The organism is Streptomyces sp. NPDC001709, assembly GCF_053596375.1.
The window spans coordinates 224,670-250,914 of sequence record NZ_JBSFGB010000002.1 but is presented as its reverse complement, the minus strand read 5'-3'; the positions used below and the strand labels follow the sequence as shown (position 1 = coordinate 250,914).

The window sequence follows — 26,245 nt, the reverse complement described above, 5'->3', positions numbered from 1 at the left end:
ATTCCTCTGGAACACAAGGTGCGGTTGGGATCCGGGAAAAGAGCAAGATCAAGCGGGCCGCCCGCTCCGGCGGGCGGCCCGTGTTCCCGTGGGGTCAGCCCGCGACGACGGCCTCCGCCGCCGCCACACCGCAGACCCGGGCGGCGCCATAGGTGGCGATGTGCAGGGCACCGCGCGGGGCGGCCTGCGGCAGGCCCATCTCCACGACGACGGTGTCGGGGCGGGCGGCGAGCAGGGTGTCGAGGGCGGAGCGCATCCACTCGTGCCGGTGTTCGTCGCGGACCACGGCGACGATGCGGCGGCCGTCGGCCGCCACCAGGGCCTCCGAGCCGGCACCCTCACCGGTGAAGGAGCCGGAGTCGGTGCCGGGCAGCAGCCGCTGCAGCTCGGCGGCCACACCCCAGGGGGTCTGGTCGCCGACGGCGATGTTGCGGGCCGGTTCGAACTGGGCGACGTACACAGGTGCGTTCAGCGCTGCGGCGGCGCCGGCGCGGGTCACGCGCAGCGCGCGGCGGGCCGCGACCAGGCCGATCTCGGGGTTCGGCTCGGTGTTCGCCGCGCCGCTCGCGGCCCGGACCGTCCACCCGGCCAGGTCGCGCACCCGGGCGGCGGCGTCGGCTAGCCGTTCCTCGGGCAGTTCGCCGGAGCGTACGGCGGCCACGAGCGCGTCCCTGAGGTTCAGCACGGTGTCCTCGTCGCACAGTCCGCCGCCGACACAGATGGCGTCGGCGCCGGCCGCGATCGCGAGGACCACGCCGTGCTCCAGGCCGTAGGTGCCGGAGATCGCGCGCATCTCCATGCCGTCGGTGACGATCAGGCCCTGGTAGCCGAGTTCCTCGCGCAGCAGCTCGGTGAGGATGCGGCGGGAGAGGGTGCCCGGCCGGTCGGGGTCGAGGGCGGGGACGAGGATGTGCGCGCTCATGATGGCCCGGGTGCCTGCGGCGATGGCCGCGCGGAACGGGGGCAGTTCGCGCTCGTGGAGGGTGGCGGCGTCGACGTCGATGCGGGGTACGGCGTGGTGGGAGTCGACGTTGGTGTCGCCGTGGCCCGGGAAGTGCTTGGTGCAGGCGGCGACGCCGGTGGACTGCAGGCCCTCGACCCAGGCGGCGGTGTGCCGGGCGACCAGGTCGGTGCTCGCGCCGAAGGAGCGCACGCCGATGACCGGGTTGTCGGGGTTGGCGTTGACGTCCGCGGACGGCGCCCAGTCGAAGTTGACGCCGCAGGAGGCCAGGCGCCGGCCCAGCTCGCGGGAGACGGCCCGGGTGAGGCCGGGGTCGTCGACGGCGCCGAGGGCGTGGTTGCCGGGGAAGGAGGAGCCAGTGCGCACGTCGAGGCGGGTGACATCGCCGCTCTCCTCGTCGATGGCGACGAGCAGGTCGTCCCGCTCCGACCTCAACTGCGCGGTGAGCGCGGTGACTTGCTCCTCGGTGACGACGTTGCGGCCGAACAGGGCGACGGAGGCGAGGCCCTCGCCGAGGCGGCGGCGCACCCAGTCGGGCGCGGTGGTGCCGTCGAACCCCGGCTGGAGGACCGCGAGGGCGTCCCGGGTGAGGGTGTCGCCCGCGGCGGAGCCGCTGTCGGACCCAGTGGTGGCGAATGTGGTCATCGGCCGGGTCATCCCTTCACGGCGCCGTCGGTCAGACCGCTGACAGCCTTGCGTTGCAGGAAGATGAAGAGGATCAGGATGGGCAGCGCGAACAGGGACGAGGCGGCCATCGTGGCGCCCCAGTCGTCGCCGAAGGCGGTCTGGAACTGCGAGAGCCACAGCGGCAGCGTCTGCTTCTCGATGTCCTTGTTGAGGATCAGGACGAGGGGGAACTCGTTCCAGGCGGTGATGAACCCGAACAGCGAGGTGGCCATGAGGCCGGGGGCCAGCAGCGGGAAGATGACCCGGACGAAGGCCTGGAAGCGGGTGCAGCCGTCGACCATGGCCGCCTCCTCCAGGTCCTTGGGTACGGCGGCCACATAGCCGCGCAGCGTCAGGACGGTCAGCGGCAGCACCATCATCGTGTAGAAGACGGTGAGCGGGACCAGGCTGTCCAGCATGTCGTTGTCGCGGACGATCATGTAGATGGCGATGATCATGACCTCCCAGGGGGCCATCTGCGCCAGCATGAACGTCACGATGAGCCCGCGCCGGCCCCTGAACCGCATCCGGGCGAGCGCGAAGGCGGCGAGCAGGGCGATGACCAGCGAGAAGACGACCGACAGGACCGTGACGGTGACGGAGTTGGCGACCAGGGTCCAGAAGTGGTCGGCGTGGATCGCCTTCTTGAAGTGGCCGAGGGTGACGTTCGTCGGGAACCACACCGGGTTCTCGGCGATGATGTCGCCGGTCGGCTTGAAGGCCGTGGCGAACATCCAGTAGACGGGGAACACGAAGCCGGCGAAGAGGATGACGGCGGTCGCGTTGGGCCAGATACGGCCGAAGAGCGAGCGCTTCACAGCTCGTCCTCCTCTTGCTTGAGCACCATGCGCAGGTAGTACGAGGTGATGACGAGCAGCACCAGGATGGTCAGGAAGGAGATCGCCGCGCCGACTCCGAAGTGCTGGTTGCCGACGCCCTCGACGTAGGCGTAGATCGGCAGGGTCTCGGTGAGGCGGTCCGGGCCGCCCTGGTTGATCGCGAAGATCTGCGTGAACGCCTTGAAGACCCAGATGACCTCGAGGAAGGTCGTGGCGTACAGGAAGGGCCGCAGGAACGGCAGGGTCACCGAGGTGAAGCTCTGCCAGGCGCCGGCGCCGTCCAGGGACGCGGCCTCGTACAGCTCCTTGGGGATCGTGGTGGTGGCGGCGTACAGGTTGATCGCCACGAAGGGGACGGACTGCCACACGATCAGCAGGACGACCACCGAGAACGTGGAGAACTGGCTGCCCAGCCAGTTGTAGTCGGCCATGGAGTGCCAGCCGAGCTTGTCCAGGACCCAGTTGACGACGCCGAAGCGCTGGGCGAACAGCCACTGGTAGACGGTGGTGGCGGCGACGTAGGGCATCGCCCAGGCCAGGACGAGGCCCACCATGAGCAGCAGCCGCATCCGCTTGCCGAGCCGGGCCAGCAGCAGCCCGATCAGGGCACCGAGCACCATGATGAGCACGACGTTGGCGGCGGTGAAGAAGACCGTGCGCTCGACGACGTGCCAGAACTCCGGCTCGGACAGCACCTGCCGGTAGTTCTCGACGCCGTTCCACTCGGTGAGGTGCTGGATGAGCTGCCGCGGGTTGAGGTTCTGGAACGACAGCATGCCGTTCTTGACCAGGGGCCAGCCGAGCAGGACCACGGTGGCCAGCAGCGCGGGCAGCAGGAGCAGGTAGGGGGCGGCGGCACCGCGGCGGGAGGGGGACCCGGAGTCACCATCCGCACCCCGCGGCGGCCCTGGTATCCGGGCCTTGCGGACAGCGGGCTCCCCGGCCGTGTCCGTGCCTTGGGTCTGCACTGACATGAGTTGCCATCTCTTCCATGGCCGAACCGGCCGTACGGACGACCGGGCCGGGGGCGCACGACGGGCGCCCCCGGCGGGTCATCAGTTCTGCTGGGCCAGCCGCTTGTTGATCTCGCCCTCGACGTCCTTGGCTGCGTCCGCCGGGGACTTACCGTTGAGCACGGAGGTCATGTAGGACTTGATCGGGTTCGGGGTGTTCTCCACCGCGGCCCACGCGGGGATCAGCGGGGTGGTGCCACCGCCCGCGGCGGCGGGCGCGGCGGCCTCGGCGGCGGGGTTGCCCTTGACGTTGCTCTCCAGGGACATCTTGTTCGGGACGATGCCGCTGAGCTTGGCCAGTTCGCCCTCGTACTGGTCGGACAGGGCGATCTTCAGGAACTCCTTGGCCAGCGACTGCTTCTTGCTGTTCTGGGCGACGGCCAGGTTGGAGCCGCCGAGGAAGACACCCTCGGGCTTGTCGGCGGTGGCGCCCGGGATGGTGAAGTAGCCGAGGTCCTTCTCGATGGACTTGTTGGCCTGGATGGCGGTGGCGGCCTCCCAGCCCATGCCGATGAACGCGCCGGTCTTGCCCTTGGCGAAGACCTGGGCCTGCTGCGGGGTGGCCTCGTCCTTGTCCTTGGGGGCCTTGGAGTAGGAGGCGTACTTCTTGTAGGTCTCCATGGCGGCGGCGACCTTCGGGTCGGCGAGGTTGGAGACGTACTTGTCGCCCTGCTTCTTCACCAGGTCGCCGCCCTGGCCGATGATCAGGCCGTCGAGGAAGTACCAGTTCTGGCCGGGCAGGTAGAGGGGCTCGGCGTCGGTCTTCTTGCCGATGGTGTCCAGGTCCTTGAAGAACTCGTCGCGGGTCTTCGGGGCGGACTTGATGCCGGCCTTGGCCCAGATGGCCTTGTTGTAGATGACGACACGGTTGGCGAAGTACCAGGGGGCGGCGTACTGCTTGCCCTCGTACACGGAGGACTGGGAGACCGACGGCGTCCAGTCGGCGCCGATCTCCTTCTTGACGTCGGCGAGGTCGGCGAGGCCGCCGGTGGCCGCGTAGGCGGGGGTCTGGGTGTTGCCGACCTCCAGGACGTCCGGCGGGTTGTCCTCGGAGAGGGCGGTGGTGATCTTCTGCTGGATCCCGTCCCACTTCTGGGTCTCGAACTTCAGCTTGGCGCCGGTCTTCTTCTCGAAGGCGGCCTGGACGTCCTTGCTCCACTGCGGCGGCGCGGAGCCGTCCATGGTCCAGACCGTCAGCGTCTGGCCCTTCCAGCTGTCCGGTCCCGCGTCCTTGCCGCTGTCCTTGCCGTCGTTTCCGCCACACGCCGCAACGGAGACCATCATGCCCGCGATCACGATCGCGGCAGCGAGCTTGCGCTTCACGCCACCCTCCTCAGGGATGCCACTAACCCCCCACGCCCTCGGCGGTGACCTGCGTACGACGCTGTTGCACGTAGGGCTCGGGACCTGGCCACTAATGGTGTAGACCAGTACGGTGGAGCTTGGCCTAGACCTTTCGGAGTGTCAAGGGTGGCCCTGGAAGCCGATTCCGGCCGTTACGAGAACGTCACCGGAGGGCATCCGTCCTCTTTTTTCCGGGCTTGGCGAGTTGGACTAGACCAATGGGTGACGGGTCGCTATAACGGGAGGTCACCTCATACAGCCGGGAAGGCAGGCATGACCACCGACGTCAGCAGCGCGCGCGTGCCGAAGTACTACCGGATCAAACAGCGACTGCTCGCCATGGCCGAGGAGCTGCAGCCCGGCTCGGCCATGCCGGCCGAGCGGCTGCTCGCCGTCCGGTTCGACACCTCCCGGACCACCGTCCGGCAGGCGCTCACGGAACTCGTGGGCGAGGGCCGGCTCGACCGGATCCAGGGCAAGGGCACCTTCGTCGCCCAGCCCAAGCTGTACCGCACGCTCCAGCTCACCTCGCACACCGAGGACATGCGGGCACAGGGCCTCACGCCCGCCTCGCAGGTGCTGGACATCGGGGAGGTGCCGGCCGACGAGCGGCTCGCGGGCCTGCTCGGCATCCGGATCGGCGAACGGGTGCTGCGCATCGAGCGGCTGCGGCTGGCCAGCGGCGATCCCATGGCGATCGAGACGACCCACCTGTCCGCGCGCCGCTTTCCCGGCCTGCGCTCGTCCCTGGCCACCTATCCGTCGCTGTACACGGCGCTCGCCGAGGTGTACGGCGTCCATCTCGCGGAGGCCGACGAGACCATCGAGACCTCGCTGTCGACCCCGCGCGAGGCACAGCTGCTCGCCACCGACGTGGGGCTGCCGATGCTGCTGCTGTCCCGGCACTCACGGGACGCGGAGGGCACACCGGTGGAGTGGGTGCGCTCGGTCTACCGGGGTTCGCGCTACAAGTTCGTGGCCGCCCTGCGCCGGCCGGGCACCCCGGTGGTGGGCGCCCCGGTGGTCCGGCGGGGCGGGACTCCTCCGGACCTGGACGGACCGGACCGCGCCTGAACTCCCGGCCGGTGCCGCCGCTCGGCCGCGGCCGGCCCGCCGGAACCGGTACGGAACCCTCCTCCTCCGGTGCCGGGCTGCCCGGCACCGGAGGGTGTGCCGGGTCGCTCGGCGCGGCGGGCTGCGTCACTCCTTGGTGAGCTTGACGTCCTGCTCCTCGACGGCGTGAAAGGCCGGCAGCAGCAGGAGTCCACCGGCGCGCAGTTCCGTGACCGTGGCCTGTACGTGGGCCTTGCCGGCCTTGAGGGTCTTCTGCGAGATCGTGCCGGAGTTCTCCCACCGGTGCTCGGCGCCGTCGCACTGGGCGGTGGTGCCGCCGATGGGGTACACGACGTTGCGGTCGCCCTGGCTGATCGAGGAGCTGACGAAGGCGAGGCCGGTGGCGGAGCTGCAGCGGTAGGTGCCGGAGAGGGTGATGGTGCCGTCCTCGTCGATACGGCCGTTCGGATCGACGGTCACGGTCTCGGACTGGTCGGCGACGGCCGGGCCGACGGCGGCACACAGCAGGGCGGCGGCCGCGAGGGCCGTGGCGAGGGCGGGGCGTACGGGCATGGGATACCTCCCGGTTCCGTGGGGTCGTGGGTTCCACTGGTACCGGGCGGTCGCGCCGCCGGGTGTGATCGTCACTCCAACGGTGGCGCGTCATGGAACCGTCCGGGAGTTGTCCGGGTGTTGTCACGCTTCACGGCACACGGTTCCGGGACGTTCACGAGGAGAGCATGGTCTATGCATGACGGGCGGCGGCCGCATCCGCCGGCCCCTCACACCCCGATGTGGAGGTGCGCCATGTGCTCCAACCGGTCCTCGTGCCCCGCGTCCGGTCCCGGCCGGCGGCACCCGGTGGCCGCCCACCCCGAGCAGGGCTGGACCTTGCTGTGCGACGGCTCGATCGTCTTCGACGACAGCGGCGAACTGCACCCGGACGGCAGCGTGGTCCCGCCGTGCCGGGTCCCGGCGGAGCGGCCGGCCGTCGCAGCCTGAACGGCTGCGCCACGGCTCACTCCGCCGGCTACGGCAATACGGCCGGCAGGCTCCGGCGACACGGCCGGCTACGGCAGCACCGCGAAGCCGTCCAGCTCCACCAGCGCCTGCTCGTCCCACAGCCGTACGACCTGGACGACGGCCATTGCCGGATAGTCCCGGCCCGCCAAGTCCCGCCAGATCCGGCCCAGTTGTCCGGCGTGGGCGCGGTACGCGGCGACGTCCGTGGCGTAGACGGTGACGCGGGCCAGGTCGGCGGGGGTGCCGCCGGCCGCGCGCAGGGCCGCGAGGAGGTTGCCGAGGGCGCGCTCGAACTGCTCGGGCAGCGTGTCGCCGGTGACCTTGCCGTCGGCGTCGAGGGCGGTCTGGCCCGCGAGGAACACCACGCGGGAGCCGGAGGCGACGACGGCGTGCGAGAAGCCCGTGGGCGGGGACAGCCCGGGCGGGTTGACGCGCTCGGTGGTCACCGGTCCTCCTTGTCCGCCGTGGCGTACAACTCCTTGGCGATGATGCCCCGTTGGACCTCGCTCGCGCCCTCGTAGATGCGCGGGGCGCGCACCTCGCGGTAGAGGTGTTCGAGGAGGTGGCCGCGGCGCAGGGCGCGGGCGCCGTGCAGCTGGACGGCGGTGTCGACGACGTACTGCGCGGTCTCGGTGGCCAGCAGCTTGGCCATCGCGGCACGCCCGGGCACGTCGGCGGCGCCCCGGTCGTACGCCGTGGCCGCCGCGTACACCATCAGCCGGGCCGCCTCGGTGCGCAGGGCCATCTCGGCGACCTGGTGGGAGACGGCCTGAAGGTCCCGCAGCGTGCCGTTGAAGGCCTCCCTGTGACGGGTGTGCCGGACCGTCGCGTCGAGCGCGGCCTGGGCCATGCCGACGGCGAAGGCGCCGACGCTGGGGCGGAAGAGGTTGAGGGTGCCCATGGCGACGGCGAAGCCGCGGTCCGGCTCGCCGAGCACGTCGGCGGCGGTGACCGGTACGGCGTCGAAGTCCAGGGCACCGATGGGGTGCGGCGAGAGCATCTCCAGTGCGCTGCCGGTCAGGCCGGGCCGGTCGGCGGGGACGAGGAAGGCGGTCACGCCCCGGGCGCCGGCGCCGGGTGTGGTGCGGGCGAAGACGGTGTAGAAGTCGGCCTCGGGGGCGTTGGAGATCCAGCACTTGGCGCCGGTGAGCCGCCAGCCGCCGCTCCCGTCGGGCTCGGCCGCGAGGGACAGCGCGGCCGCGTCCGAACCGGCCCCCGGCTCGCTCAGCGCGAAGGCGGCGACCGCGCTGCCGTCGGCGACCCGGGGCAGCCAGCGCTCGCGCTGGGCGGGGCTGCCGTGGGCGTGCACCGGGTGGGCGCCCAGGCCTTGCAGGGCGAGGGCGGTCTCGGCCTTGGTACAGGCCTGGGCGAGCGACTCCCGCATCAGGCACAGCTCCAGCGCCCCGGAGCCGAACAGCCGCGCCGGCAGCCCGAGTCGGCCGAGCTCGGCGAGGAGCGGCCGGTTGACGTGCCCCGGCTCACCCTTGTCGGCGAGCGGCCGCAGCCGTTCGGCGGCCATCGCGCGCAACTCGGCACACCAGGCGGTCTGTTGCGGTTCGAGCGAGAATGCGGGCACTGCCGGTCCTCCCTCCGGTCCGGGCCACCCTGACCCTTCCCGTTCGCGGTCCGGGCCGGAACCACCGCGGCTCCGCCCCACTGTCATCCGGGACGAGACCACCACAGCCCCGCCCCCACTCGCCATCACGGCTCTGCCCAGTCGTCATCGCCCGGGCATCCCCTTTGGCCCGCTCCCGACTCCACTCCTACCGACGTTATCGCGCAAGCTTGACTGCCGTCACCAACACGATACGCTCGAATCGCGAGCCCGCCAGGACGCCGGTGCCCACCACGACGCCCGTCTCGACGTTTGTCACGGCAAGGGGGCGAACCGCCATGCATCGCTCGGCCCATGTCGACAGCTTCGCGCGCGATCATCTGCCGCCGCCGGAGGAATGGCCCGAGCTGCGGTTCGACCTCCCGGAGCTGCACTACCCCGACCGGCTGAACTGTGCCGCCGAACTCCTGGCGCACGCCGACCCGGACCGGCCGGTCTTCCACACCCCGGACGGGCCCACCTGGACGTACGGCGAACTGCGTGCGCGCGTCGACCGGATCGCGCACATACTCACCGGCGACCTGGGCGTGGTCCCGGGCAACCGGGTGCTGCTGCGCGGCCCAACCACACCCTGGCTCGCCGCCTGCTGGCTGGCCGTGCTGAAGGCGGGCGCGATCGCGGTCACCGTGCTCGCCCAGCAGCGCGCGCAGGAGCTGGCCACCATGTGCGAGATCGCCCTGGTGCGGCACGCGCTGTGCGACATCCGGTCGGTGGAGGACCTGGCGAAGGCCGACGTACCCGGGCTGCGGATCACGACGTACGGCGGTGACGGCCCGGACGACCTCCTGCACCGCCCCGGCCCCGGCACGCCGTACCCGGCGGTCGACACCGCGGCCGACGACGTGGCCCTGATCGCGTTCACCTCGGGCACCACGGGCCGTCCGAAGGGGTGCATGCACGTCCACCGGGACGTGCTGGCGATCGCGGACACCTTCTCGCGGCATGTGCTGCGCCCCCGCGCGGACGACGTCTTCACCGGCTCTCCCCCGCTCGGCTTCACCTTCGGCCTGGGCGGCCTGGTGATCTTCCCGATGCGGGCCGGCGCCAGCTCCCTGCTCCTGGAACAGGCCGGCCCCCGCCAGCTGCTCCCCGCGATCGCCGGCCACCGTGTCTCGGTCCTGTTCACCGCCCCGACCGCCTACCGCGCCATGCTGGAGCAGCTCGACGGCCACGACGTCTCGTCGCTACGGCGCTGTGTGTCGGCCGGCGAGAACCTGCCCGCGGCCACCTGGCGGGCCTGGCACGAGCGCACCGGACTGCGCGTCATCAACGGCATCGGCGCGACCGAGCTGCTGCACATCTTCGTCTCCGCAGCCGACGAGCACATCCGGCCGGGCACCACGGGCGTTCCGGTACCGGGCTGGCAGGCGCGGGTGCAGGACGCGCACGGCACGCCGGTGCCCGACGGCGAGCCCGGTCTGCTCGCCGTGCGCGGTCCGGTGGGCTGCCGCTATCTCGCCGACCCGCGGCAACGGCAGTACGTGCGCGGCGGCTGGAACATCACCGGCGACACCTACGTCCGCGAGCCCGACGGCTACTTCCGCTATGTGGCCCGCGCCGACGACATGATCATCTCCGCCGGGTACAACATCGCCGGACCGGAGGTGGAGGACGCGCTGCTGCGCCACCCGGACGTGGTGGAGACGGCGGTCGTCGGCCGCCCGGACGAGGCCCGCGGACAGGTGGTGGTCGCCTACGCCGTGCTGCGCGACGGCGCCCCGCGCGACCCGGAGGCCCTGCGCGCCTTCCTCAAGTCCGAACTCGCGCCCTACAAATGCCCCCGCGAGTTCGTCTTCCTCGACGCCCTCCCCCGCACCGCCACCGGCAAACTCCAGCGGTTCCGCCTGCGCACCGAAGGTGACCGGCAGTGACGCCGACGACCTAAAATGATCAACGTGTCCGAGCAGCACGCCCCCAGGTCCCTCATCGTCACGCTCTACGGCGCGTACGGTCGCTTCATGCCCGGCCCGGTGCCCGTCGCCGAGCTGATCCGGCTCCTGGCCGCGGTCGGCGTGGACGCGCCCTCCGTCCGTTCCTCGGTGTCCCGGCTCAAACGCCGCGGCCTGCTGCTGCCGGCCCGCACGGAGCAGGGCGCAGCGGGCTACGAACTCTCGCCGGAGGCGCGCCAGTTGATGGAGGACGGCGACCGGCGCATCTACGCGACCACACCCGTGGCGGACGCGGGCTGGCTGCTCGCGGTGTTCTCCGTGCCCGAGTCGGAGCGGCAGAAGCGGCATGTGCTGCGCTCCCGGCTGGCGAGCCTGGGCTTCGGCACGGCGGCACCGGGTGTGTGGATCGCCCCGGCCCGGCTGTACGAGGAGACGGAGCACACCCTGCGCCGGCTGCACCTGGATCCGTACGTCGATTTCTTCCGCGGGGAGCACCTGGGCTTCGCACCGACGGCCGAGGCGGTCGCCCGCTGGTGGGACCTGGCCGCGATCGCCAAGGAGCACGAGCGCTTCCTGGACGCGCACGCCCCGGTGCTGCGCGCCTGGGAGCACCGGCCGGGCACCCCGCCCGACGAGGCCTACCGGGACTATCTCCTCGCCCTCGACTCCTGGCGCCACCTGCCCTACACCGACCCGGGCCTGCCCACCCACCTGCTCCCCAGGGGCTGGCCGGGCGTGCGCTCGGCGGAGGTGTTCCAGGGGCTGCACAGGAAGCTGCGGGACGCCGGGGCACGCTTCGTGGGGGTGTGAGGCAGCCGGGTCAGGCGCAGAACCTGCAGTACAGCTGAGCCCCGGCCGCCCTGGCGCGGCGGGCCAGAGCGACGAACGTGCGCGTGCATTCCGCCGCTTCCTCGTAGTCCCAGCGCATCTCCGCGATGTCGCACCACTGGAGCGCGAGCATCGGCACGGCGTCCTCCACGACCCCGGCGAGCGTGTCCCGCCAGCTCTCCGGTATCTCCTCGAGGATCAGCCCGGTGTCCCAGGCGGTCCCGACCAGGGGATGCCTCTCATGGGGGCGCGGCACCCCGTCCGGGTCCGGCCACACCAGCAGCGGTCCGGTTCCGCTGTCGAACGGCCTGCCCTCGGCGAACGCGACCAACTGGCCCAGCACCACGTGGGCGTCGACGCTCTTCACGTCGAACCGGTCCACACCCGCCCCGTCGCCCGGCCGCTCGGCGAGCCAGTCCCCGCCCGGCCCTATCGCCCACTCCACCGCCGCATCCCGGTCGGCAACCCAGAAGTACTCGAAAATCACGCTCACATGCCGAGTACAGCAGACGGCACTGACATCTCAGCCGCCGAGCGACAGCCGCGGCTTCGGGGCGTCCGTGCGCCCGGTCTGCGGGCGCCGGCTGCCCGCCCGGTAGGGCACCGGCCAGACGACACCCGGCCCCTCGTACCCCTGCTCGGCCGCCGCGTGCAGGGTCCAGTGCGGGTCGTACAGGTGCGGGCGGCCCAGCGCGCACAGGTCCGTACGCCCGGCCAGGAGCAGCGAGTTGACGTCGTCCCAGGACGAGATCGCGCCGACGGCGATCACCGGGACGCCCACCTCGTGCCGGATCCGGTCGGCGAACGGCGTCTGGTACGACCGCCCGAACTCCGGCCGTTCCTCGGCCACGACCTGCCCGGTGGAGACGTCGATCGCGTCGGCCCCGTGCGCGGCGAAGGCGCGGGCGATCCCGACCGCGTCCTCGGCGGTCGTACCGCCCTCCGCCCAGTCCGTGGCCGAGATGCGGACCGTCATGGGCCGCTCGGCCGGCCACACCGCGCGTACGGCGTCGAAGACCTCCAGCGGGAACCTCAGCCGGCGCTCCGGCGAGCCGCCGTAGGCGTCGGTGCGCCGGTTGGTGAGTGGGGAGAGGAAGCCGGAGAGCAGATAGCCGTGGGCGCAGTGCAGCTCCAGCAGGTCGAACCCGGCCCGGGCGGCCCGCCAGGCGGCGGCCGTGAACTGCTCGCGGATGTCGGTGAGCTGAGCCCGGGAGAGCTGGCGCGGGATCTGGCTGCCCGGCTTGTACGGCAGCGGGGAGGCGGCGGCGAGGGGCCAGTTGCCGTGGGGCAGCGGCTCGTCCATGCCCTCCCACATCAGCTTCGTGGAGCCCTTGCGGCCGGAGTGGCCGAGCTGGACGCCGATCGCGGTGCCGGGCGCCTGGCCGTGCACGAAGTCGGTGACGCGCCGCCACGCCTCGGCCTGCCGGCCGGTGTAGAGCCCGGCACAGCCCGGCGTGATGCGGCCCTCCTCGCTCACGCACACCATCTCGGTCATGACCAGACCGGCCCCGCCGAGGGCGCGGGCGCCGAGGTGGACGAGGTGGAAGTCGCCGGGTACGCCGTCGGTGGCGGAGTACATGTCCATGGGTGACACCACGACCCGGTTGCGCAGGGTCAGACCGCGCAGCCGGAACGGGGTGAACATCGGCGGTGTGCCGGCCGGACAGCCGAACTCGCGCTCGACCGCCTCGGTGAAGTGGGCGTCGCGCAGCCGGAGGTTGTCGTGCGTGACGCGGCGGCTGCGGGTGAGCAGGTTGAAGGCGAACTGGCGGGGCCGCTGACCGAGGTGGAGGGGGAGATCCTCGAACCATTCGAGGCTGGCCCGGGCGGCCCGCTGGGTGGAGGCGACGACCGGCTTGCGCTCCTCCTCGTAGGCCGCCAACGCGCTGGGTACGTCGGGCTGTTCCCGGAGGCAGGCGGCGAGGGCGAGGGCGTCCTCGACGGCGAGTTTGGTGCCGGAGCCGATGGAGAAGTGGACGGTGTGCGCGGCGTCGCCGAGGAGGACGACGTTGCCGTGCGACCAGCGGTCGTCGACCACCGTACGGAAGGTCGTCCACGTGGAGTTGTTGGAGTGCAGGGGGCGGCCGCGGAGGGCTTCGGCGAAGATCTTGGCGCAGCGTTCGATGGATTCCGCCGGGGTGGCGTCGTCGAATCCCGCCGCTTTCCAGACCTCCTCGCGCATCTCGACGATCACCGTGGAGGCGTCGGCCGCGTACGGGTAGCCGTGCAGTTGCATGACGCCGTGTTCGGTCTCGGCGATCTCGAAGCGGAAGGCGTCGAAGGCGAAGTCGGCAGCGAGCCAGATGTAGCGGCAGCGGTGTTCGGTCAGCTGGGGGCGGAACACATGGGCGTAGGTCTCCCGGGTGGTGCTGCGCACACCGTCGGCGGCGATGACGAGGTCGTGGTCCCGGGAGAGCGTGTCCGGGTGCGGGGCCTCGGTGCGGAAGTGGATGGTCACGCCGAGGGAGCGGCAGCGCTCGTGCAGGACCTCCAGGAGGCGGCGCCGGCCGAGGGCGGCGAATCCGTGGCCGCCCGAGCGGTGCGTGACACCCCGGTGGACGATGTCGATGTCGTCCCAGCGGACGAAGTGCTGCCGCAGCGCCTCGTAGACGACGGGATCGGCGTGTTCGATGCCGCCGAGGGTCTCGTCGGAGAGGACGACTCCGAAGCCGAAGGTGACGTCCGGGGCGTTGCGCTCCCAGACGGTGACCTCACGGGCGGGATCGAGCCGCTTGAGCAACGCCGCCGCGTACAGGCCACCGGGGCCTCCGCCGATGATCGCCACGCGCATGAAGGCTCACCTCCCCCGCCATTTCGGCGGGCGCTTCTCCGTGAAGGCCGCGTGGAACTCGGCGTAGTCCTCGCCGTTCATCAGCAGGGCCTGGGTCGAGGCGTCCAGTTCGATCGAGGCCGCCAGGGGCATGTCCAGCTCGGCCGTGAGCAGGGCCTTCGTCTGGGCGTGCGCCAGTGCCGGGCCGCCGGCCAGGCGGCGGGCCAGCGCATGAGCGGCCTCGTCGGCCCGGCCCTCGTCCGTCAGTTCGCTGATCAGGCCGATGCGTTCGGCCTCGGGGGCCCGGACCGGTTCGCCCAGCATGAGCAGGCGGGTGGCGTGGCCGAGGCCGACGACCCGGGGCAGCAGGTAGGCGGCGCCCATGTCGCCGCCGGACAGGCCGACGCGGGTGAAGAGGAAGGCGAAGCGGGCGGTGGGGTCCGCCACGCGGAAGTCGGCCGCCAGCGCCAGAACCGCTCCGGCGCCGGCCGCCACTCCGTGGACGGCTGCGATCACGGGGAACGGACACTCGCGGATCGCCCGTACGACCTGGCCGGTCATCCGGTTGAAGTCGAGCAGCTGGGCGGTGTCCATGGCGAGGGTGGCGCCGATGATCTCGTCGACGTCGCCGCCGGAGCAGAAGCCCCGCCCCTCGCCGGCCAGCACCAGGGCGCGTACGGCGCGCTCCCGGGACAGCTCGGCCAGCAGATCGCGCAGGTCGGCGTAGGCGCCGAAGGTGAGCGCGTTGAGTTTCTCGGGGCGGGTGAGGGTGACGGTGGCGACCCCGTCGGCGAGCTGGACCCGCAGATGCTCCCAGTCGAAGGTGCGGGCGGCGGAGCCGGTGAAGGGACTCATGACGTGCGGCCTCCTTGGGCGGCGGTGCCGTACGTTGCGCTGCCCCATGAAGTTATCACTTGTTTGTGACCGTCGTCACGAGTACGCGACACACGGCCGCCGATTGGCCGGGTCCGGTCACGTGCGTCACCGGTCCTCGACAGCGCCGTAACAGTGGGCGCGGACGTGCGAGGCGGGCCGTTCACCGGGGTAAGCCGCCCGGTACCGGGGCGAACGTCCCGGGCGAAGCCCGTCGACGGCCGCTGTGGCCGGGGCCCGTACCATTCCTTCAGTCGAAAGCAGGACAGCCTGCTCCATGAACGGACTCGCCTTGCACGAACGCCCCGCCGAATCGGCCTCCTGGCGCATCGCGCTGCCCCACACCGCCGCGGCGGTGCCCGTGGCGCGTGCCCTGGTGCGTACGGCCCTCGCCGAGGTGGAGCACCCGGCCGACAGCGACACCGCGGAACTGCTCACGGCGGAGCTGGTGGCCAACGCGGTGGAGCACACCGCGGGGCGCGGGCCGATAGAGCTGGTGGTGGAGCTGTTGCCGGGTGGCTGCCAGGTCGAGGTGCACGACGCGGACCCGGCGCCGCCCGGCCATCTGACCCGGCCGGTGATCGAGGAGCCCGACGTCTGGCAGGAGGGCGGGCGCGGGCTGCTGCTGATCCGCACCCTCAGCTCGTCCTGCGGGCACCGCCCCACCCCGTCGGGCAAGGCGGTGTGGTTCAGACTGCCTGCGGTTCCCGCTCAGCGGCGGCGCTCGGCGTGACCTCGGGGGCCGCCGTGGCCAGCGTGGAGTGCCGGCGGCCGTAGCCGGCGTAGATCAGCAGGCCCACCGCGAGGAACACGGCGAACTGCAGCCAGGTCTGCCAGCCGGTCTCGTACATCAGGTACAGGCAGAAGGCGACGCCGAGCAGCGGGCCCACGGGGTAGAGCGGCACCCGGAAGCTGCGGGTGAGGCCCGGTTCGCGGCGGCGCAGGGCGATCACCACGATGTTGACGACGGCCATGATGGCGAGCGTGCCGATGGTGCACAGGTTCATCACGGCGTCGAGGGAGGCGAAGGCCGCCGGGACGGCGAAGACGACGGCGACGATCAGGGTGCCGGCCACCGGGGTGGAGGTCTTCGGGTTCACCTTCTCGAAGACGCGCGGGATCAGGCCGTCCCGGGACATCGACATCAGGATGCGGGTCTGGCCGTACATCACCGCGAGGACGACCGAGGCGATGGCGACGACCGCGCCGAAGGCGATCACTCCCCCGCCGACGGCCGAGCCGGTGACCTCGTTGACGACGTACGACAGCGCGGCGGGGCGCCCGGCGACCTGCTTGCCGCCGATGGCGCCGATCGCGGCGACCGCGACCGCGCAGTACAGCAGGGTCACCAGGCCCATGCAGACCATGATCGCGACCGGGATGTCCCGGCGCGGGTTCTTCGCCTCCTCGCCAGCCGTGGTGATGGCGTCGAAGCCGATGTAGGAGAAGAACGCGGCGGTGGTGCCCGCGCCGATGCCGCCGAGGCCGGCCGGGGAGAACGGGGTGAGGTTGCCGTGCTTGAAGGCGCTGTAGCCGATGGCGCAGAAGGCCAGCAGGATGACCAGCTTCACGGCGGCCATGGCGGCCGTCGCCCGGGCGCTCTCGCGCACCCCGCGCACCAGCAGCACCGAGGCCATGGCGATGACGATCACGGCGGGGAGGTTGATGATCCCACCGTCGCCCGGCCCCGCCGACAGCGCAGCCGGGAGCTGGACGCCGGTGAGGCTGTGCAGCAGCTCGTTGACGTACTGGCTCCAGCCGACGGCGACGGCCGAGATGGAGATGCCGTACTCCAGCAGCAGGCACCAGCCGACCAGGAAGGCGGTGGACTCGCCGAGGCTGGCGTAGGCGAAGGAGTACGAGGAGCCGGAGACCGGGATCGCGCCGCCCAGCTCCGCGAAGGAGAAGGCGGTGAAGACGCAGGTGATCGCGGCGAGGATGAACGACACGACGACGGCCGGACCGGCCTGGGCGACGGAGTCGGAGAGGCCGACGAAGATGCCGGTGCCGACGATGGCGCCGACGCCGAAGCAGATGAGCTGGAAGAGGCCCATCGTGCGCTTCAGGCCGTGTCCCTCGCGGTCGGCGCCGGATTCGGCGACCAGCAGGTGCGGGGACTTGATGCGGGGAGCGGGCATGCGGGTGGTGCTCGTTTCTCGGTGGTGCGGGCGACCGTCTTGGGTCGTCCTGGTGGTGCGGCGACCGGGTGGGGTCGCGGCGGCGGCACCGGGTGGGGTGGTTCCGGGCCGCCGGTCAGGATAAGGCCTGGTGGGGCCGGTCAGGCAACGCTGTGTGACGCACCCGCCAGGGTGGCGACGAGGACCGCCTTGATCGTGTGCATCCGGTTCTCCGCCTCGTCGAAGACGACGGAGTGCTCGGACTCGAACACCTCGTCGGTGACCTCCAGCTCGGTCAGTCCGTGCCGCTCGTGGATCTCGCGGCCGACGGCGGTGCCGAGGTCGTGGAATGCGGGCAGGCAGTGCAGGAACTTCACGTCCGGGTTGCCGGTGGCGCGCAGCACGTCCATGGTCACGGCGTACGGACCGAGCAGCGCGATGCGCTCGTCCCAGACCTCCTTGGGCTCGCCCATCGACACCCACACGTCGGTGGCGATGAAGTCGGCGCCGCGCACGCCCTCCTTCACGTCGTCGGTGAGCGTGATCCGGGCACCGGAGGCGCCGGCGAGCTGCCGGGCCACCTGGATGATCGTCTCGTCCGGCCACAGCAGCCGGGGCGCGACGATCCGGACGTCCATGCCGAGCAGGGCGCCGGTGACGAGGTAGGAGTTGCCCATGTTGTACCGGGCGTCACCGAGGTAGGCGTAGGCGACCTGGGCCAGCGGCTTGTCGGTGTGCTCGGTCATGGTGAGCACGTCGGCGAGCATCTGGGTGGGGTGCCACTCGTCGGTGAGGCCGTTGTAGACGGGGACGCCGGCGTGCGCGGCCAGCTCCTCGACGACGCCCTGGCCGTGTCCGCGGTACTCGATGGCGTCGAACATCCGGCCGAGGACCCGGGCGGTGTCCTTCACGGACTCCTTGTGCCCGATCTGCGAGCCGGCCGGGTCGAGGTAGGTCGTGTGGGCGCCCTGGTCCGCGGCGGCGACCTCGAACGCGCAGCGGGTGCGCGTCGAGGTCTTCTCGAAGACGAGCGCGATGTTCTTGCCGCGCAGGTACTGCGTCTCGGCCCCCGCCTTCTTGGCGGCCTTCAGCTCGGCCGCCAGCTCGACCAGGCCGCGGAACTCCTCGTCGGTGAAGTCCAGCTCCTTGAGGAAGTGGCGGCCGGCGAGGGCGGTCGGGACTGTCGCCATGGGGGCGCTCCAGGGATACGGAAACAGGGGGTACTGGAACTCTATACGACTGATGGCATTTATATACAGCCTCCCCGAGTCCGCTCGGTCACACTCGTCATACCGGATCCCGCTCGACCGGGCAGCTCATGCACCGGGGCCCGCCCCGGCCCCGGCCCAGCTCGCTGCCCGGGATCTCGATGACCTCGATGCCCTGCTTGCGCAGATGCGTGTTGGTGGTCGAGTTGCGCTCGTAGGCGACGACGACGCCGGGCTCGACGGCGAGCACGTTGCAGCCGTCGTCCCACTGCTCGCGTTCGGCGGCGTGCACGTCCTGGGTGGCGGTCAGGACGCGGATCTCGCTCAGCCCGAGGGCGGCGGCGATCGCCCGGTGCATGTGCTCCGGCGGATGGTCGGTGACCTTCAGCTCCTTCTCGGCGGCGCCCGGCTCGATGGTGTAGGAGCGGAGCATGCCGAGGCCGGCGTACTGCGTGAAGACATCACCGTCGACCATGGTCATCACGGTGTCGAGGTGCATGAGGGCGCGCTTCTTGGGCATGTCGAGCGCGACGATCGTGCGCGCCGACCCGGCGGCGAACAGCTTGTGCGCGAGCATCTCCACGGCCTGCGGGGTGGTGCGCTCACTCATGCCGATGAGCACGGCGCCGTTGCCGATGACCAGGACGTCCCCGCCCTCGATGGTGGACGGGTAGTCGACCTGCCCCTCGGACCAGAGGTGAAAGGCCTCGCCGCAAAAGAGCGGGTGGTGCCGGTAGATCGCCTCGAAGTGGACGGTCTCGCGCTGCCGCGCAGGCCAGCGCATGGCGTTGATGGAGACACCGTCGTAGATCCAGGCGGAGGTGTCGCGAGTGAAGAGGTGGTTGGGTAGCGGGTCGAGGAGGAAGTCGTCGAGGTCCATCGCGTGGAAGCGCACGGAGATCGGCTCCTCGTGCGCCTGCAGGAACTCCCGCTTGGTCATCCCGCCGACCAGGGCCTCGGTCAGCTCGCGCGCGGGCAGGGACTCGAAGGCGGCCCGGAGGTGGTCGGTGGCGAGCGGGCCGTACTCCTTCTCGTCGAAGACCCGGTCCAGGACGAGCGCCCGCGCGGCCGGGATCTCCAGCGCCTCCGCGAGCAGGTCGCCGAAGAGGTGGACCTCGACGCCGCGGTCGCACAGGACGTCGGCGAACCCGTCGTGCTCGGCGCGCGCCCGGCGCACCCACAGCACGTCATCGAAGAGGAGGGCGTCCTTGTTGCTGGGGGTGAGCCTTTTGAGCTCCAGGTCGGGCCGGTGCAGGATCACCCGGCGCAGTCGCCCGGCCTCGGAGTCGACGTGGTATGCCATGCATCCATCCTGGCCGTAGCCGCCCGTCTTCACGCCCCTGTTGACCGTTTCCGACCCTTCCTGCTTTCGTCACACTGACGAGAACGAGAGGCTCATCAGATCGCGGTGCAGGGGACCGGCCAGCGGCGGATGCGCGGGGGCAGGGCCACGGCCCAGCCTCCGGTGGCCAGCACCAGCCGCTCGGCGACGAGGAGGTCCACGGCCTCCCGGTCGGTCGCGTCGAGCGGCGCGGGTTCCTGGAGCCGGAGGAAGGCGGCGAGGAGTTCGGGGTGGTCGAGGGTGAGCCGTACGGCCGTGCCCCGCACCCTGCGGTCCAGGACCGTCACGAACCCGGGCCCGCGGCGGTGGTAGAGGGTGCCGTGCCTGTGTCCGGCCCGCCAGGCCGCCAACTCCGCCCCCTCACCCGGGAGTTCGATGGGAGGCGGCAGATGGCGCAGGGCAGCGGTGTCGTACGACGGGCTGCCCGTGGCCCGCCAGGTCACCCGCAGGCCGTGGCTCTGGGCCTCGCGCAGGAACCCCACCGCCTCCGCCGTCCCACGGCCCGCCCCGCTCAGGTCCAGCGGCTCGGCCGCCTCGACCCGCCGCCCGGTGAGCCGGTACGGCACGGTGGCGGACAGCGGGCTCATACGGCACCCTCGGGCAGTCGGACCGGCTCGCCCCAGGTCGGCAGGGACACCCAGGTGGCTCCGTCACGGAACAACAGACCGAGTTCGAGGGCCTGTTGGATCCACTCCGTCACGGCGTCCACGCTCGGCCCGGTACCGTCCGCGGTCAGCAGCCGGTGCAGCGCCGGTACGGTCCGGCCGTCCTCCAGGCGGCGCAGGGCCTCGGCGTGCCAGCCGGTGAACCGGTGGGTGGCCGCCGGCCGGCCGTGCCGCCGGTCGTGCACCAGCAGCCCCTCGCCGTCCTCCTCGAACAGCAGCCGTGAGTGCGCGTGCCCGGCCCGCCACGCGGCGACGGCGTCCTGCAGGCGCCGCTCGACCGTGCCCGCGATCCCGGCGTCCTCGGTGTCGAACAGATAGACGAGATCGGCGAGTTCGTCCTCGGGCAGCTCGTAGACGTGCTGGTACATCCGGGCCGGGCGGCGCTTGCCGAAGCCGAGGTCCGGGTCGGTGAAGTGCGGGCTGAACCGTTCCAGCTGGATGCGGTGGGCGCCGCTCGGCGGCTGGAGGTGGACCAGCGCGGGGAGCTGGTCGAGCACCGGCGTGTAGTCCTCGGCCGTCTCGCCGGGGAAGCCGTAGAGGAGGTTCCAGGAGCAGGTCAGCGCGTGGTTCTCGCACTCGCGCAGGGTGCGGACGTTACGGGCGCCGGTGACGCCCTTGTCCATCAGGTCCAGCACCCGGCTGCCCAGGCTCTCGATGCCGGGCTGGATGTGCACGGTGCCGGACTCGCCGAGGAGCCGCAGCTGTGCCGGGGTGAGGTTGGACTTGACCTCGTAGTGCAGCCGCAGGTCCCAGCCGCTGTCGGCCACGCGGGGCAGGAAGTCGCGGAAGTAGGCCATGTCGATGATGTTGTCGACGGTGACGATGTCGAGGATGCGGTGCCGGCGCACCAGCCGGTCGATCTCCGCCCACAGCCGCTCCCCGGGTTTGGCCCGGAAGGTCATGGCGGAGCCGTTGAGCCCGCAGAAGGTGCAGTGGTGCTTCTCGCCCCACCAGCAGCCGCGGGCGCCCTCCACGACGAGCTTCGGATGGACGTACTCGCGGACCGGGGAGGCGTCCAGCGCGGCCTGCCACTGGTCGTAGTCGGGCGAGGGGATGTCGGCGGGGGCCACGGTCCGCCGGGTCGCGGGGTTGGCGCGGGACACCGGGCCGTCCCACCAGCACAGGTCCGGCACGTCCACGGGGTCGGTGCCCTCGGCCAGGTGTCGTAACAGGGCCGGGAAGGCGTGCTCGGCCTCGCCGCGGACGACGTGGTCGACGAAGGGGTGGTTGCGGTGCAGGGCGTGCCCCATCGGCCCGTCGCAGTTGCTGCCGCCGAAGACGACCGTCGATTCCGGGCGTCTTCGCTTGAGTTCGCGGGCGAGCGCGAGAGAGGCGACGTTCTGCATGAAGGTGGTGGTGAACCCGACGACGTCCGGCCCGGCCGCCAGTACCTCGTCGGCACAGGCGGCGACGAAGGCGGCGGCGTACGGCCGCATGGCGACGGCCGTGTCGATGAGGACGTCCCGGTCGGCGGCGTAGTCCCGCAGCCGGGCCAGACCCCAGCCCGGATCGTCGTACAGGACACCGGAGAAGACCCAGTCGCCGAGGCCGTGGAAGATGGCATCGCTGCCGACCGAGACATAGTCACCCGGCCGCAGCCGCCCCCCGGACTCCGCCAGCAGGAACTCCGCCCAGCGCAGCGACCCGTGGAACTCCGTCACCTCCGCCTCGGGGCGGGCCCGCCGGACCAGCCGGTTCAGCAGGCCGAGTTGCAGGGACGGAAGGTCGAGCGGATGCCAGGGCATCGTGACCAGGTGAACGCGCATGCTCAGCGGGTCGGCCGCTTCTCCAGGATCGCCGGCCGCCGCCCGGTGCTCTGCTGCTCCTCGCGCACCACGACCTTCTTGATCTCCATTGCCCGCCGCTCCCCTTCCGACGCACGAACACCCCTGTGCCGCACGGCCGTCCACCATATGGACAGGTGTGTGTGCGACACAAGGGTGTTCTGTGACGGATGGCCGGATCGCGCCTACAGCCGCGGGTCCACCGGCTCCGACTCCAGGGCCAGTACCCCGAACACCGCCTCGTGCACCCGCCACAGCGGTTCACCGTCGGCGAGCCGGTCCAGGGCCTCCAGGCCCAGGGCGTACTCGCGCAGGGCGAGCGAGCGCTTGTGGTTCAGGAAGCGCCGGCGGAGCCTGGCCAGGTTGTCCGGGCGGGTGTACTCGGGACCGTAGATGATCCGCAGGTACTCACGGCCGCGGCACTTGATGCCGGGCTGCACCAGCCGGCCGTCCCGGTTGCGGACCAGCGCGCCGACCGGCTTGACGACCATGCCCTCGCCGCCGCGGCCGGTCATCTCCAGCCACCAGTCGACTCCCGCGCGCACCGACTCCGCCTCGCCGGTGTCGACGTACAGCCGCCGGGTGGTCTGCAGCAGTCCGGTGCCGTCGTGCTCCACCAGCCGGTCGATCAGGGCCAGTTGCTCGTCGTGCGGCAGCGCGGCGAGGCTGCGGCCCTGGACGGCCAGCAGCTGGAAGGGGGCCAGGCGTACGCCGTCCAGGCCGTCCGTGGTCCAGCAGTAGCGGCGGTAGGCCGTGGTGAACGCGGTCGCGTCGGCGGCGCGTTCGCGCTGCCGGTCCAGCAGGCCGGTGAGGTCGACGCCCCTGGCCGAGGCGGCTTCCAGCGCGGCCAGCGTGCCCGGGAACACCGCGCCGGACGCGGCGCCGACGGCCGCGTACTGGCTGCGCAGCAGGCCCGAGGCCTTCAGCGACCAGGGCATCAGCTCGGCGTCCAGCAGCAGCCAGTCCGTGGCCAGTTCGTCCCACAGACCGGCGTCCGTGACCGCCGCGCGGAGGCGGCTGAGGATCTCCTCGGTCACCTTCTCGTCGTCGAAGAACGGCCGGCCGGTACGGGTGTAGAGGGAGCCCGTCGGCCCCTGCACTCCGAAGCGCTTGCGCGCCGCCGCCGCGTCCCGGCACACCAGGGCCACCGCCCGCGAGCCCATGTGCTTTTCCTCGCACACGACCCGCTCGACCCCGTCCGCCGCGTACTGCGCGAACGCCTCGGCCGGGTGCTCCAAGTAGCCTTCCACCTGCGAGGTCGCCGTCGGTGCCATGGTCGGCGGCAGGTAGGGCAGCAGGCGCGGGTCGATGGCGAAGCGGCTCATGACCTCCAGGGCCGCCGCCGCGTTCTCCTCACGGACCGCCACCATGCCGGCGTGCCGGGTCTCCACGGCCCTGCGGCCGTACACGTCCGCCAGACCCAGCGGCCGGCCGTCCTGGCCACCGGGTGCCTCGGAGTGCAGCGGGCGCGCCGGCTCGTACCAGACCTGCTCGGCCGGCACGTCGACCAGCTCGCGCTCCGGCCAGCGCAGCGCGGTCAGCTTGCCGCCGAAGACCGCGCCCGTGTCCAGGCAGATGGTGTTGTTGAGCCAGGTCGCCTCCGGGACCGGGGTGTGGCCGTAGACCACCGCCGCGCGGCCCCGGTAGTCCTCCGCCCAGGGGTAGCGCACCGGCAGCCCGAACTCGTCGGTCTCGCCGGTGGTGTCGCCGTACAGGGCGTGCGAGCGGACCCGGCCGGAGGTGCGGCCGTGGTACTTCTCGGGCAGGCCGGCGTGGCACACGACCAGCCTGCCGCCGTCGAGGACGTAGTGGCTGACGAGTCCTTCGAGGAACGTGCGGACCCGGGCCTTGAACTCCTCGCTCTCGTCCTCCATCTGCTCGATGGTCTCGGCGAGCCCGTGGGTGTGCTGGACCTTGCGGCCCTTGAGGTAACGGCCGTACTTGTTCTCGTGGTTGCCCGGCACGCACAGCGCGTCGCCCGACTCGACCATCGACATCACCCGGCGCAGCACGCCCGGGGTGTCCGGGCCGCGGTCGACGAGGTCGCCGACGAACACGGCGGTACGGCCCTCGGGGTGCACGCCGTCCGTGTAGCCCAGCTTGGCGAGCAGCGACTCCAACTCGGCGGAGCAGCCGTGGATGTCGCCGATGATGTCGAACGGGCCGGTGAGGTGGGTCAGGTCGTTGAAGCGCTTCTCGGTGACGACGGTGGCGTGCTCGGCCTCCTCGACGCCGCGCAGGACGTGCACCTTGCGGAAGCCCTCGCGCTCCAGGTGCCTGAGGGACCGGCGCAGTTCGCGGATGTGCCGCTGGATGACCCGGCGGGGCATGTCGGCACGGTCGGTGCGGGCCGCGTTGCGCTCGGCGCACACCTCCTCCGGGATGTCCAGCACGATGGCGATGGGCAGCACGTCGTGCTTCCTGGCCAGCTCGATCAGCTGGCGCCGGGCGTCCTGCTGCACGCTGGTGGCGTCGACGACGGTGCGGCGGCCGGCGGCCAGCCGCTTGCCGGCGATGTAGTGCAGGACGTCGAAGGCGTCCCGGGTCGCGCTCTGGTCGTTCTCGTCGTCGGAGACGAGGCCGCGGCAGAAGTCCGAGGAGATCACCTCGGTCGGCTTGAAGTGCCGGCGCGCGAACGTGGACTTGCCGGAGCCGGAGGCGCCGACGAGGACGACGAGGGAGAGGTCGGTGACGGGGAGCGTCCGTCCCTTGTTCTGCGTCTCGGTCATGCTGCCTTCGCCTCCTTCTCGGTGTCGTCACGGTGGAACACGGCCATCTGGGTGGGCGGCCCGACCTCGGGGTCGTCCGGCCCGACGGGTACGAACTCCACGTCGTACCCGTGCCGTTCGGCGACCGCCTGCGCCCAGGTGCGGAACTCCTCGCGGGTCCACTCGAAGCGGTGGTCGCCGTGCCGGACGTGTCCTGCGGGCAGGGACTCCCAGCGGACGTTGTACTCGACGTTCGGGGTGGTCACGAGGACCGTGCGCGGGCGGGCGTGCCCGAACACGGCGTACTCCAGGGCGGGCAGCCGGGGCAGGTCGAGGTGCTCGATCACCTCGCTGAGCACGGCCGCGTCATAGCCCTTGAGCCGGTTGTCGGTGTAGGCGAGCGAACCCTGGAAGAGCTTGACGCGCGAGGCCTGCCGCTCGCCCATGCGGTCCAGCTTCAGCCGGCGGGAGGCGATGGTGAGCGCCCGCACGGACACGTCGACACCGACGATCTCGGTGAACCGGACGTCCTTGAGCAGCGCCTGCACCAACTGGCCCTGTCCGCAGCCCAGGTCGAGCACCCGGGCGGCACCGGATCCGTGCAGGGCGGTGAGGATCGCCTCCCGCCGCTGCGCGGCGAGCGGGGTCGGCTTCTCCTCCGCCTCCGTCTCCCCGGTGTCCTCCGGGACCGCGTTGTCGATCTCCTCGACCTCGCTGTCGTCGGCCTCGGCGAGCCGCACCAGTTCGAGCCGTTCCATCGCCTGCCGGGTCAGCGACCAGCGCCGGGAGAGATACCGGCTGGTGATCAGCTTCTGCTCCGGGTGGCCGGGCAGCCAGCCCTCGCCGGCCCGCAGCAGCTTGTCGACCTCGTCGGAGGAGACCCAGTAGTGCTTGGCGTCGTCGAGGACCGGCAGCAGGACGTACAGATGGCGCAGCGCCTCGGCGAGGGTCAGTGTCTCCGCCTCCAGGACGAGGCGGACGTACCGCGAGTCGCCCCACTGCGGGAACTCGGCATCGAGCGGGACGGGATCGGCGCTCACCGTCCAGCCGAGCGGCTCGAACAGCCGGCGTACGAGGTCCGGGCCGCCGCGGGCGGGCAGGGCGGGCACCTCGATGTGCAGGGGCAGCGGGGTGGCGGCACGCTCGGGGCGGGCGGTGCACACCCCGCGCAGGGCGCTGGAGAAGACGCCGCTCAGTGCGACCGCGAGCAGCGAGGAGGCCGCGTACGGGCGGTCGTTGACGTACTGGGCGAGTGCCGCGTCGGGCGCGCCGCCGCGGCCCTTTCCCTTGCCCCGCCGGACCAGCGCGAGCGTGTCGATCTCCAGCAGCAGCGCGGCCGTGCAGCGCCGTTCGTCCGCCTCGGGGTAGAAGACGTGCGCCGTACCGTAGGACGTGGAGAACTTCTGCGCCTTGTCGGGGTGCTTGTGCAGCAGGTACCCGAGGTCGGTGGCCGGGTGGGCGGCGTCGCCGCGCGTGGAGATCGTCAGGAACACACATCCGAGTCTTCCGGTATCAGGGCGCGCTGACCACCTGTTTTTCCCGCGTCT

General features: G+C 71.6%; 23 protein-coding genes. 5 read left to right on the top strand and 18 right to left on the bottom strand.

Annotated elements, in window-relative coordinates:
* Window positions 1-94: 94 nt before the first annotated feature.
* The 4 genes from ACWC0C_RS04025 to ACWC0C_RS04010 all read right to left on the bottom strand — a co-directional run bounded on the left by ACWC0C_RS04025 (window position 95) and on the right by ACWC0C_RS04010 (window position 4,802).
* Window positions 95-1,606: a glycoside hydrolase family 3 protein gene (locus tag ACWC0C_RS04025; protein WP_450861399.1), complete on the bottom strand. Its 1,512-nt coding sequence runs from the start codon at window positions 1,604-1,606 to the stop codon at window positions 95-97.
* An 8-nt stretch (window positions 1,607-1,614) separates the two neighbouring features.
* A complete protein-coding gene (locus ACWC0C_RS04020; protein WP_449194816.1) occupies window positions 1,615-2,445 on the bottom strand; it encodes a carbohydrate ABC transporter permease in 831 nt (276 codons plus the stop codon).
* The gene (locus ACWC0C_RS04015; RefSeq protein ID WP_450861397.1) at window positions 2,442-3,440 is read right to left on the bottom strand and encodes a carbohydrate ABC transporter permease; all 999 of its coding nucleotides are present in this window, start codon (window positions 3,438-3,440) and stop codon (window positions 2,442-2,444) included. Before ACWC0C_RS04015 ends, ACWC0C_RS04020 begins: the two co-directional genes overlap by 4 nt.
* Window positions 3,441-3,521: 81 nt before the next feature.
* Entirely contained in the window at window positions 3,522-4,802 is a 1,281-nt protein-coding gene (locus ACWC0C_RS04010) for an extracellular solute-binding protein (RefSeq protein WP_450861395.1), read from the bottom strand.
* Between the two features lie 294 nt (window positions 4,803-5,096).
* On the opposite strand from ACWC0C_RS04010, the gene ACWC0C_RS04005 reads away from it, so the two are divergent.
* A complete protein-coding gene (locus ACWC0C_RS04005; protein WP_450861393.1) occupies window positions 5,097-5,897 on the top strand; it encodes a GntR family transcriptional regulator in 801 nt (266 codons plus the stop codon).
* Between the two features lie 126 nt (window positions 5,898-6,023).
* On the opposite strand, the gene ACWC0C_RS04000 is transcribed toward ACWC0C_RS04005, so the two are convergent.
* Complete coding sequence (locus ACWC0C_RS04000; protein ID WP_449194820.1) at window positions 6,024-6,449, bottom strand: DUF6299 family protein; 426 nt, start codon at window positions 6,447-6,449, stop codon at window positions 6,024-6,026.
* A gap of 234 nt (window positions 6,450-6,683) precedes the next feature.
* On the opposite strand from ACWC0C_RS04000, the gene ACWC0C_RS03995 reads away from it, so the two are divergent.
* Complete coding sequence (locus tag ACWC0C_RS03995; protein WP_449194821.1) at window positions 6,684-6,878, top strand: DUF5999 family protein; 195 nt, start codon at window positions 6,684-6,686, stop codon at window positions 6,876-6,878.
* Between the two features lie 68 nt (window positions 6,879-6,946).
* On the opposite strand, the gene ACWC0C_RS03990 is transcribed toward ACWC0C_RS03995, so the two are convergent.
* Together ACWC0C_RS03990 and ACWC0C_RS03985 are read right to left on the bottom strand one after the other, a co-directional pair.
* Entirely contained in the window at window positions 6,947-7,345 is a 399-nt protein-coding gene (locus ACWC0C_RS03990) for a RidA family protein (protein WP_450861391.1), read from the bottom strand.
* Window positions 7,342-8,475, bottom strand: coding sequence for an acyl-CoA dehydrogenase family protein (locus ACWC0C_RS03985; protein WP_450861389.1), 1,134 nt, complete (start codon window positions 8,473-8,475; stop codon window positions 7,342-7,344). The genes ACWC0C_RS03990 and ACWC0C_RS03985 overlap by 4 nt, the downstream gene beginning before the upstream one ends.
* A 317-nt stretch (window positions 8,476-8,792) precedes the next feature.
* Between ACWC0C_RS03985 and ACWC0C_RS03980 the strand changes: the two genes are divergently transcribed.
* A complete protein-coding gene (locus ACWC0C_RS03980) occupies window positions 8,793-10,385 on the top strand; it encodes an AMP-binding protein (protein WP_450861387.1) in 1,593 nt (530 codons plus the stop codon).
* Window positions 10,386-10,400: 15 nt separating this feature from the next.
* Window positions 10,401-11,213: a PaaX family transcriptional regulator gene (locus tag ACWC0C_RS03975; RefSeq protein WP_450861385.1), complete on the top strand. Its 813-nt coding sequence runs from the start codon at window positions 10,401-10,403 to the stop codon at window positions 11,211-11,213.
* Window positions 11,214-11,223: 10 nt separating this feature from the next.
* On the opposite strand, the gene ACWC0C_RS03970 is transcribed toward ACWC0C_RS03975, so the two are convergent.
* Genes ACWC0C_RS03970 through ACWC0C_RS03960 form a run of 3 tightly spaced genes read right to left on the bottom strand, consistent with a single transcriptional unit; the run spans window position 11,224 to window position 14,856 of the window.
* On the bottom strand, window positions 11,224-11,724 hold the full coding sequence (locus ACWC0C_RS03970; RefSeq protein WP_449194826.1) for a hypothetical protein: 501 nt from the start codon (window positions 11,722-11,724) through the stop codon (window positions 11,224-11,226).
* Between the two features lie 30 nt (window positions 11,725-11,754).
* Window positions 11,755-14,022, bottom strand: a complete 2,268-nt coding sequence (locus ACWC0C_RS03965; protein ID WP_450861383.1) for a bifunctional salicylyl-CoA 5-hydroxylase/oxidoreductase — start codon at window positions 14,020-14,022, stop codon at window positions 11,755-11,757.
* 6 nt (window positions 14,023-14,028) lie between these two features.
* Window positions 14,029-14,856, bottom strand: coding sequence for an enoyl-CoA hydratase family protein (locus tag ACWC0C_RS03960; protein WP_449194828.1), 828 nt, complete (start codon window positions 14,854-14,856; stop codon window positions 14,029-14,031).
* Window positions 14,857-15,151: 295 nt separating this feature from the next.
* Between ACWC0C_RS03960 and ACWC0C_RS03955 the strand changes: the two genes are divergently transcribed.
* Window positions 15,152-15,607 (top strand): ATP-binding protein, encoded by a 456-nt coding sequence (locus ACWC0C_RS03955; RefSeq protein WP_450861381.1) that lies wholly within the window; start codon window positions 15,152-15,154, stop codon window positions 15,605-15,607.
* Here ACWC0C_RS03955 and ACWC0C_RS03950 read toward each other — a convergent pair.
* The 8 genes from ACWC0C_RS03950 to ACWC0C_RS03915 form a co-directional block, all read right to left on the bottom strand.
* Complete coding sequence (locus ACWC0C_RS03950; RefSeq protein WP_450861380.1) at window positions 15,564-17,012, bottom strand: amino acid permease; 1,449 nt, start codon at window positions 17,010-17,012, stop codon at window positions 15,564-15,566. The two genes, ACWC0C_RS03955 and ACWC0C_RS03950, sit on opposite strands and share 44 nt — an antisense overlap.
* Before the next feature lie 140 nt (window positions 17,013-17,152).
* Window positions 17,153-18,181: an ornithine carbamoyltransferase gene (gene argF / locus ACWC0C_RS03945; RefSeq protein ID WP_449194831.1), complete on the bottom strand. Its 1,029-nt coding sequence runs from the start codon at window positions 18,179-18,181 to the stop codon at window positions 17,153-17,155.
* A 97-nt stretch (window positions 18,182-18,278) separates the two neighbouring features.
* Window positions 18,279-19,502 (bottom strand): arginine deiminase, encoded by a 1,224-nt coding sequence (locus ACWC0C_RS03940; protein WP_450861377.1) that lies wholly within the window; start codon window positions 19,500-19,502, stop codon window positions 18,279-18,281.
* A gap of 95 nt (window positions 19,503-19,597) precedes the next feature.
* Window positions 19,598-20,128 (bottom strand): DUF5825 family protein, encoded by a 531-nt coding sequence (locus ACWC0C_RS03935; RefSeq protein ID WP_450861375.1) that lies wholly within the window; start codon window positions 20,126-20,128, stop codon window positions 19,598-19,600.
* The gene (locus ACWC0C_RS03930) at window positions 20,125-21,972 is read right to left on the bottom strand and encodes a RiPP maturation radical SAM C-methyltransferase (RefSeq protein ID WP_449194834.1); all 1,848 of its coding nucleotides are present in this window, start codon (window positions 21,970-21,972) and stop codon (window positions 20,125-20,127) included. Before ACWC0C_RS03930 ends, ACWC0C_RS03935 begins: the two co-directional genes overlap by 4 nt.
* A gap of 2 nt (window positions 21,973-21,974) precedes the next feature.
* On the bottom strand, window positions 21,975-22,106 hold the full coding sequence (locus tag ACWC0C_RS03925) for a hypothetical protein (protein WP_449194835.1): 132 nt from the start codon (window positions 22,104-22,106) through the stop codon (window positions 21,975-21,977).
* Between the two features lie 69 nt (window positions 22,107-22,175).
* On the bottom strand, window positions 22,176-24,719 hold the full coding sequence (locus tag ACWC0C_RS03920; protein ID WP_450861373.1) for a polynucleotide kinase-phosphatase: 2,544 nt from the start codon (window positions 24,717-24,719) through the stop codon (window positions 22,176-22,178).
* Entirely contained in the window at window positions 24,716-26,191 is a 1,476-nt protein-coding gene (locus ACWC0C_RS03915; protein WP_450861371.1) for a 3' terminal RNA ribose 2'-O-methyltransferase Hen1, read from the bottom strand. The genes ACWC0C_RS03920 and ACWC0C_RS03915 overlap by 4 nt, the downstream gene beginning before the upstream one ends.
* Window positions 26,192-26,245 lie beyond the last annotated feature (54 nt).

Bases quoted from the DNA above. Each gene is read 5' to 3' on its own strand.
- ACWC0C_RS04025 (WP_450861399.1), bottom strand. From the start codon at position 1,606: ATGACCACATTCGCCACCACTGGGTCCGACAGCGGCTCCGCCGCGGGC.
- ACWC0C_RS04015 (WP_450861397.1), bottom strand. From the start codon at position 3,440: ATGTCAGTGCAGACCCAAGGCACGGACACGGCCGGGGAGCCCGCTGTC.
- ACWC0C_RS04005 (WP_450861393.1), top strand. From the start codon at position 5,097: ATGACCACCGACGTCAGCAGCGCGCGCGTGCCGAAGTACTACCGGATC.
- ACWC0C_RS04000 (WP_449194820.1), bottom strand. From the start codon at position 6,449: ATGCCCGTACGCCCCGCCCTCGCCACGGCCCTCGCGGCCGCCGCCCTG.
- ACWC0C_RS03995 (WP_449194821.1), top strand. From the start codon at position 6,684: ATGTGCTCCAACCGGTCCTCGTGCCCCGCGTCCGGTCCCGGCCGGCGG.
- ACWC0C_RS03980 (WP_450861387.1), top strand. From the start codon at position 8,793: ATGCATCGCTCGGCCCATGTCGACAGCTTCGCGCGCGATCATCTGCCG.
- ACWC0C_RS03975 (WP_450861385.1), top strand. From the start codon at position 10,401: ATGATCAACGTGTCCGAGCAGCACGCCCCCAGGTCCCTCATCGTCACG.
- ACWC0C_RS03965 (WP_450861383.1), bottom strand. From the start codon at position 14,022: ATGCGCGTGGCGATCATCGGCGGAGGCCCCGGTGGCCTGTACGCGGCG.
- ACWC0C_RS03960 (WP_449194828.1), bottom strand. From the start codon at position 14,856: ATGAGTCCCTTCACCGGCTCCGCCGCCCGCACCTTCGACTGGGAGCAT.
- ACWC0C_RS03955 (WP_450861381.1), top strand. From the start codon at position 15,152: ATGAACGGACTCGCCTTGCACGAACGCCCCGCCGAATCGGCCTCCTGG.
- ACWC0C_RS03950 (WP_450861380.1), bottom strand. From the start codon at position 17,012: ATGCCCGCTCCCCGCATCAAGTCCCCGCACCTGCTGGTCGCCGAATCC.
- argF (WP_449194831.1), bottom strand. From the start codon at position 18,181: ATGGCGACAGTCCCGACCGCCCTCGCCGGCCGCCACTTCCTCAAGGAG.
- ACWC0C_RS03940 (WP_450861377.1), bottom strand. From the start codon at position 19,502: ATGGCATACCACGTCGACTCCGAGGCCGGGCGACTGCGCCGGGTGATC.
- ACWC0C_RS03935 (WP_450861375.1), bottom strand. From the start codon at position 20,128: ATGAGCCCGCTGTCCGCCACCGTGCCGTACCGGCTCACCGGGCGGCGG.
- ACWC0C_RS03930 (WP_449194834.1), bottom strand. From the start codon at position 21,972: ATGCGCGTTCACCTGGTCACGATGCCCTGGCATCCGCTCGACCTTCCG.
- ACWC0C_RS03920 (WP_450861373.1), bottom strand. From the start codon at position 24,719: ATGACCGAGACGCAGAACAAGGGACGGACGCTCCCCGTCACCGACCTC.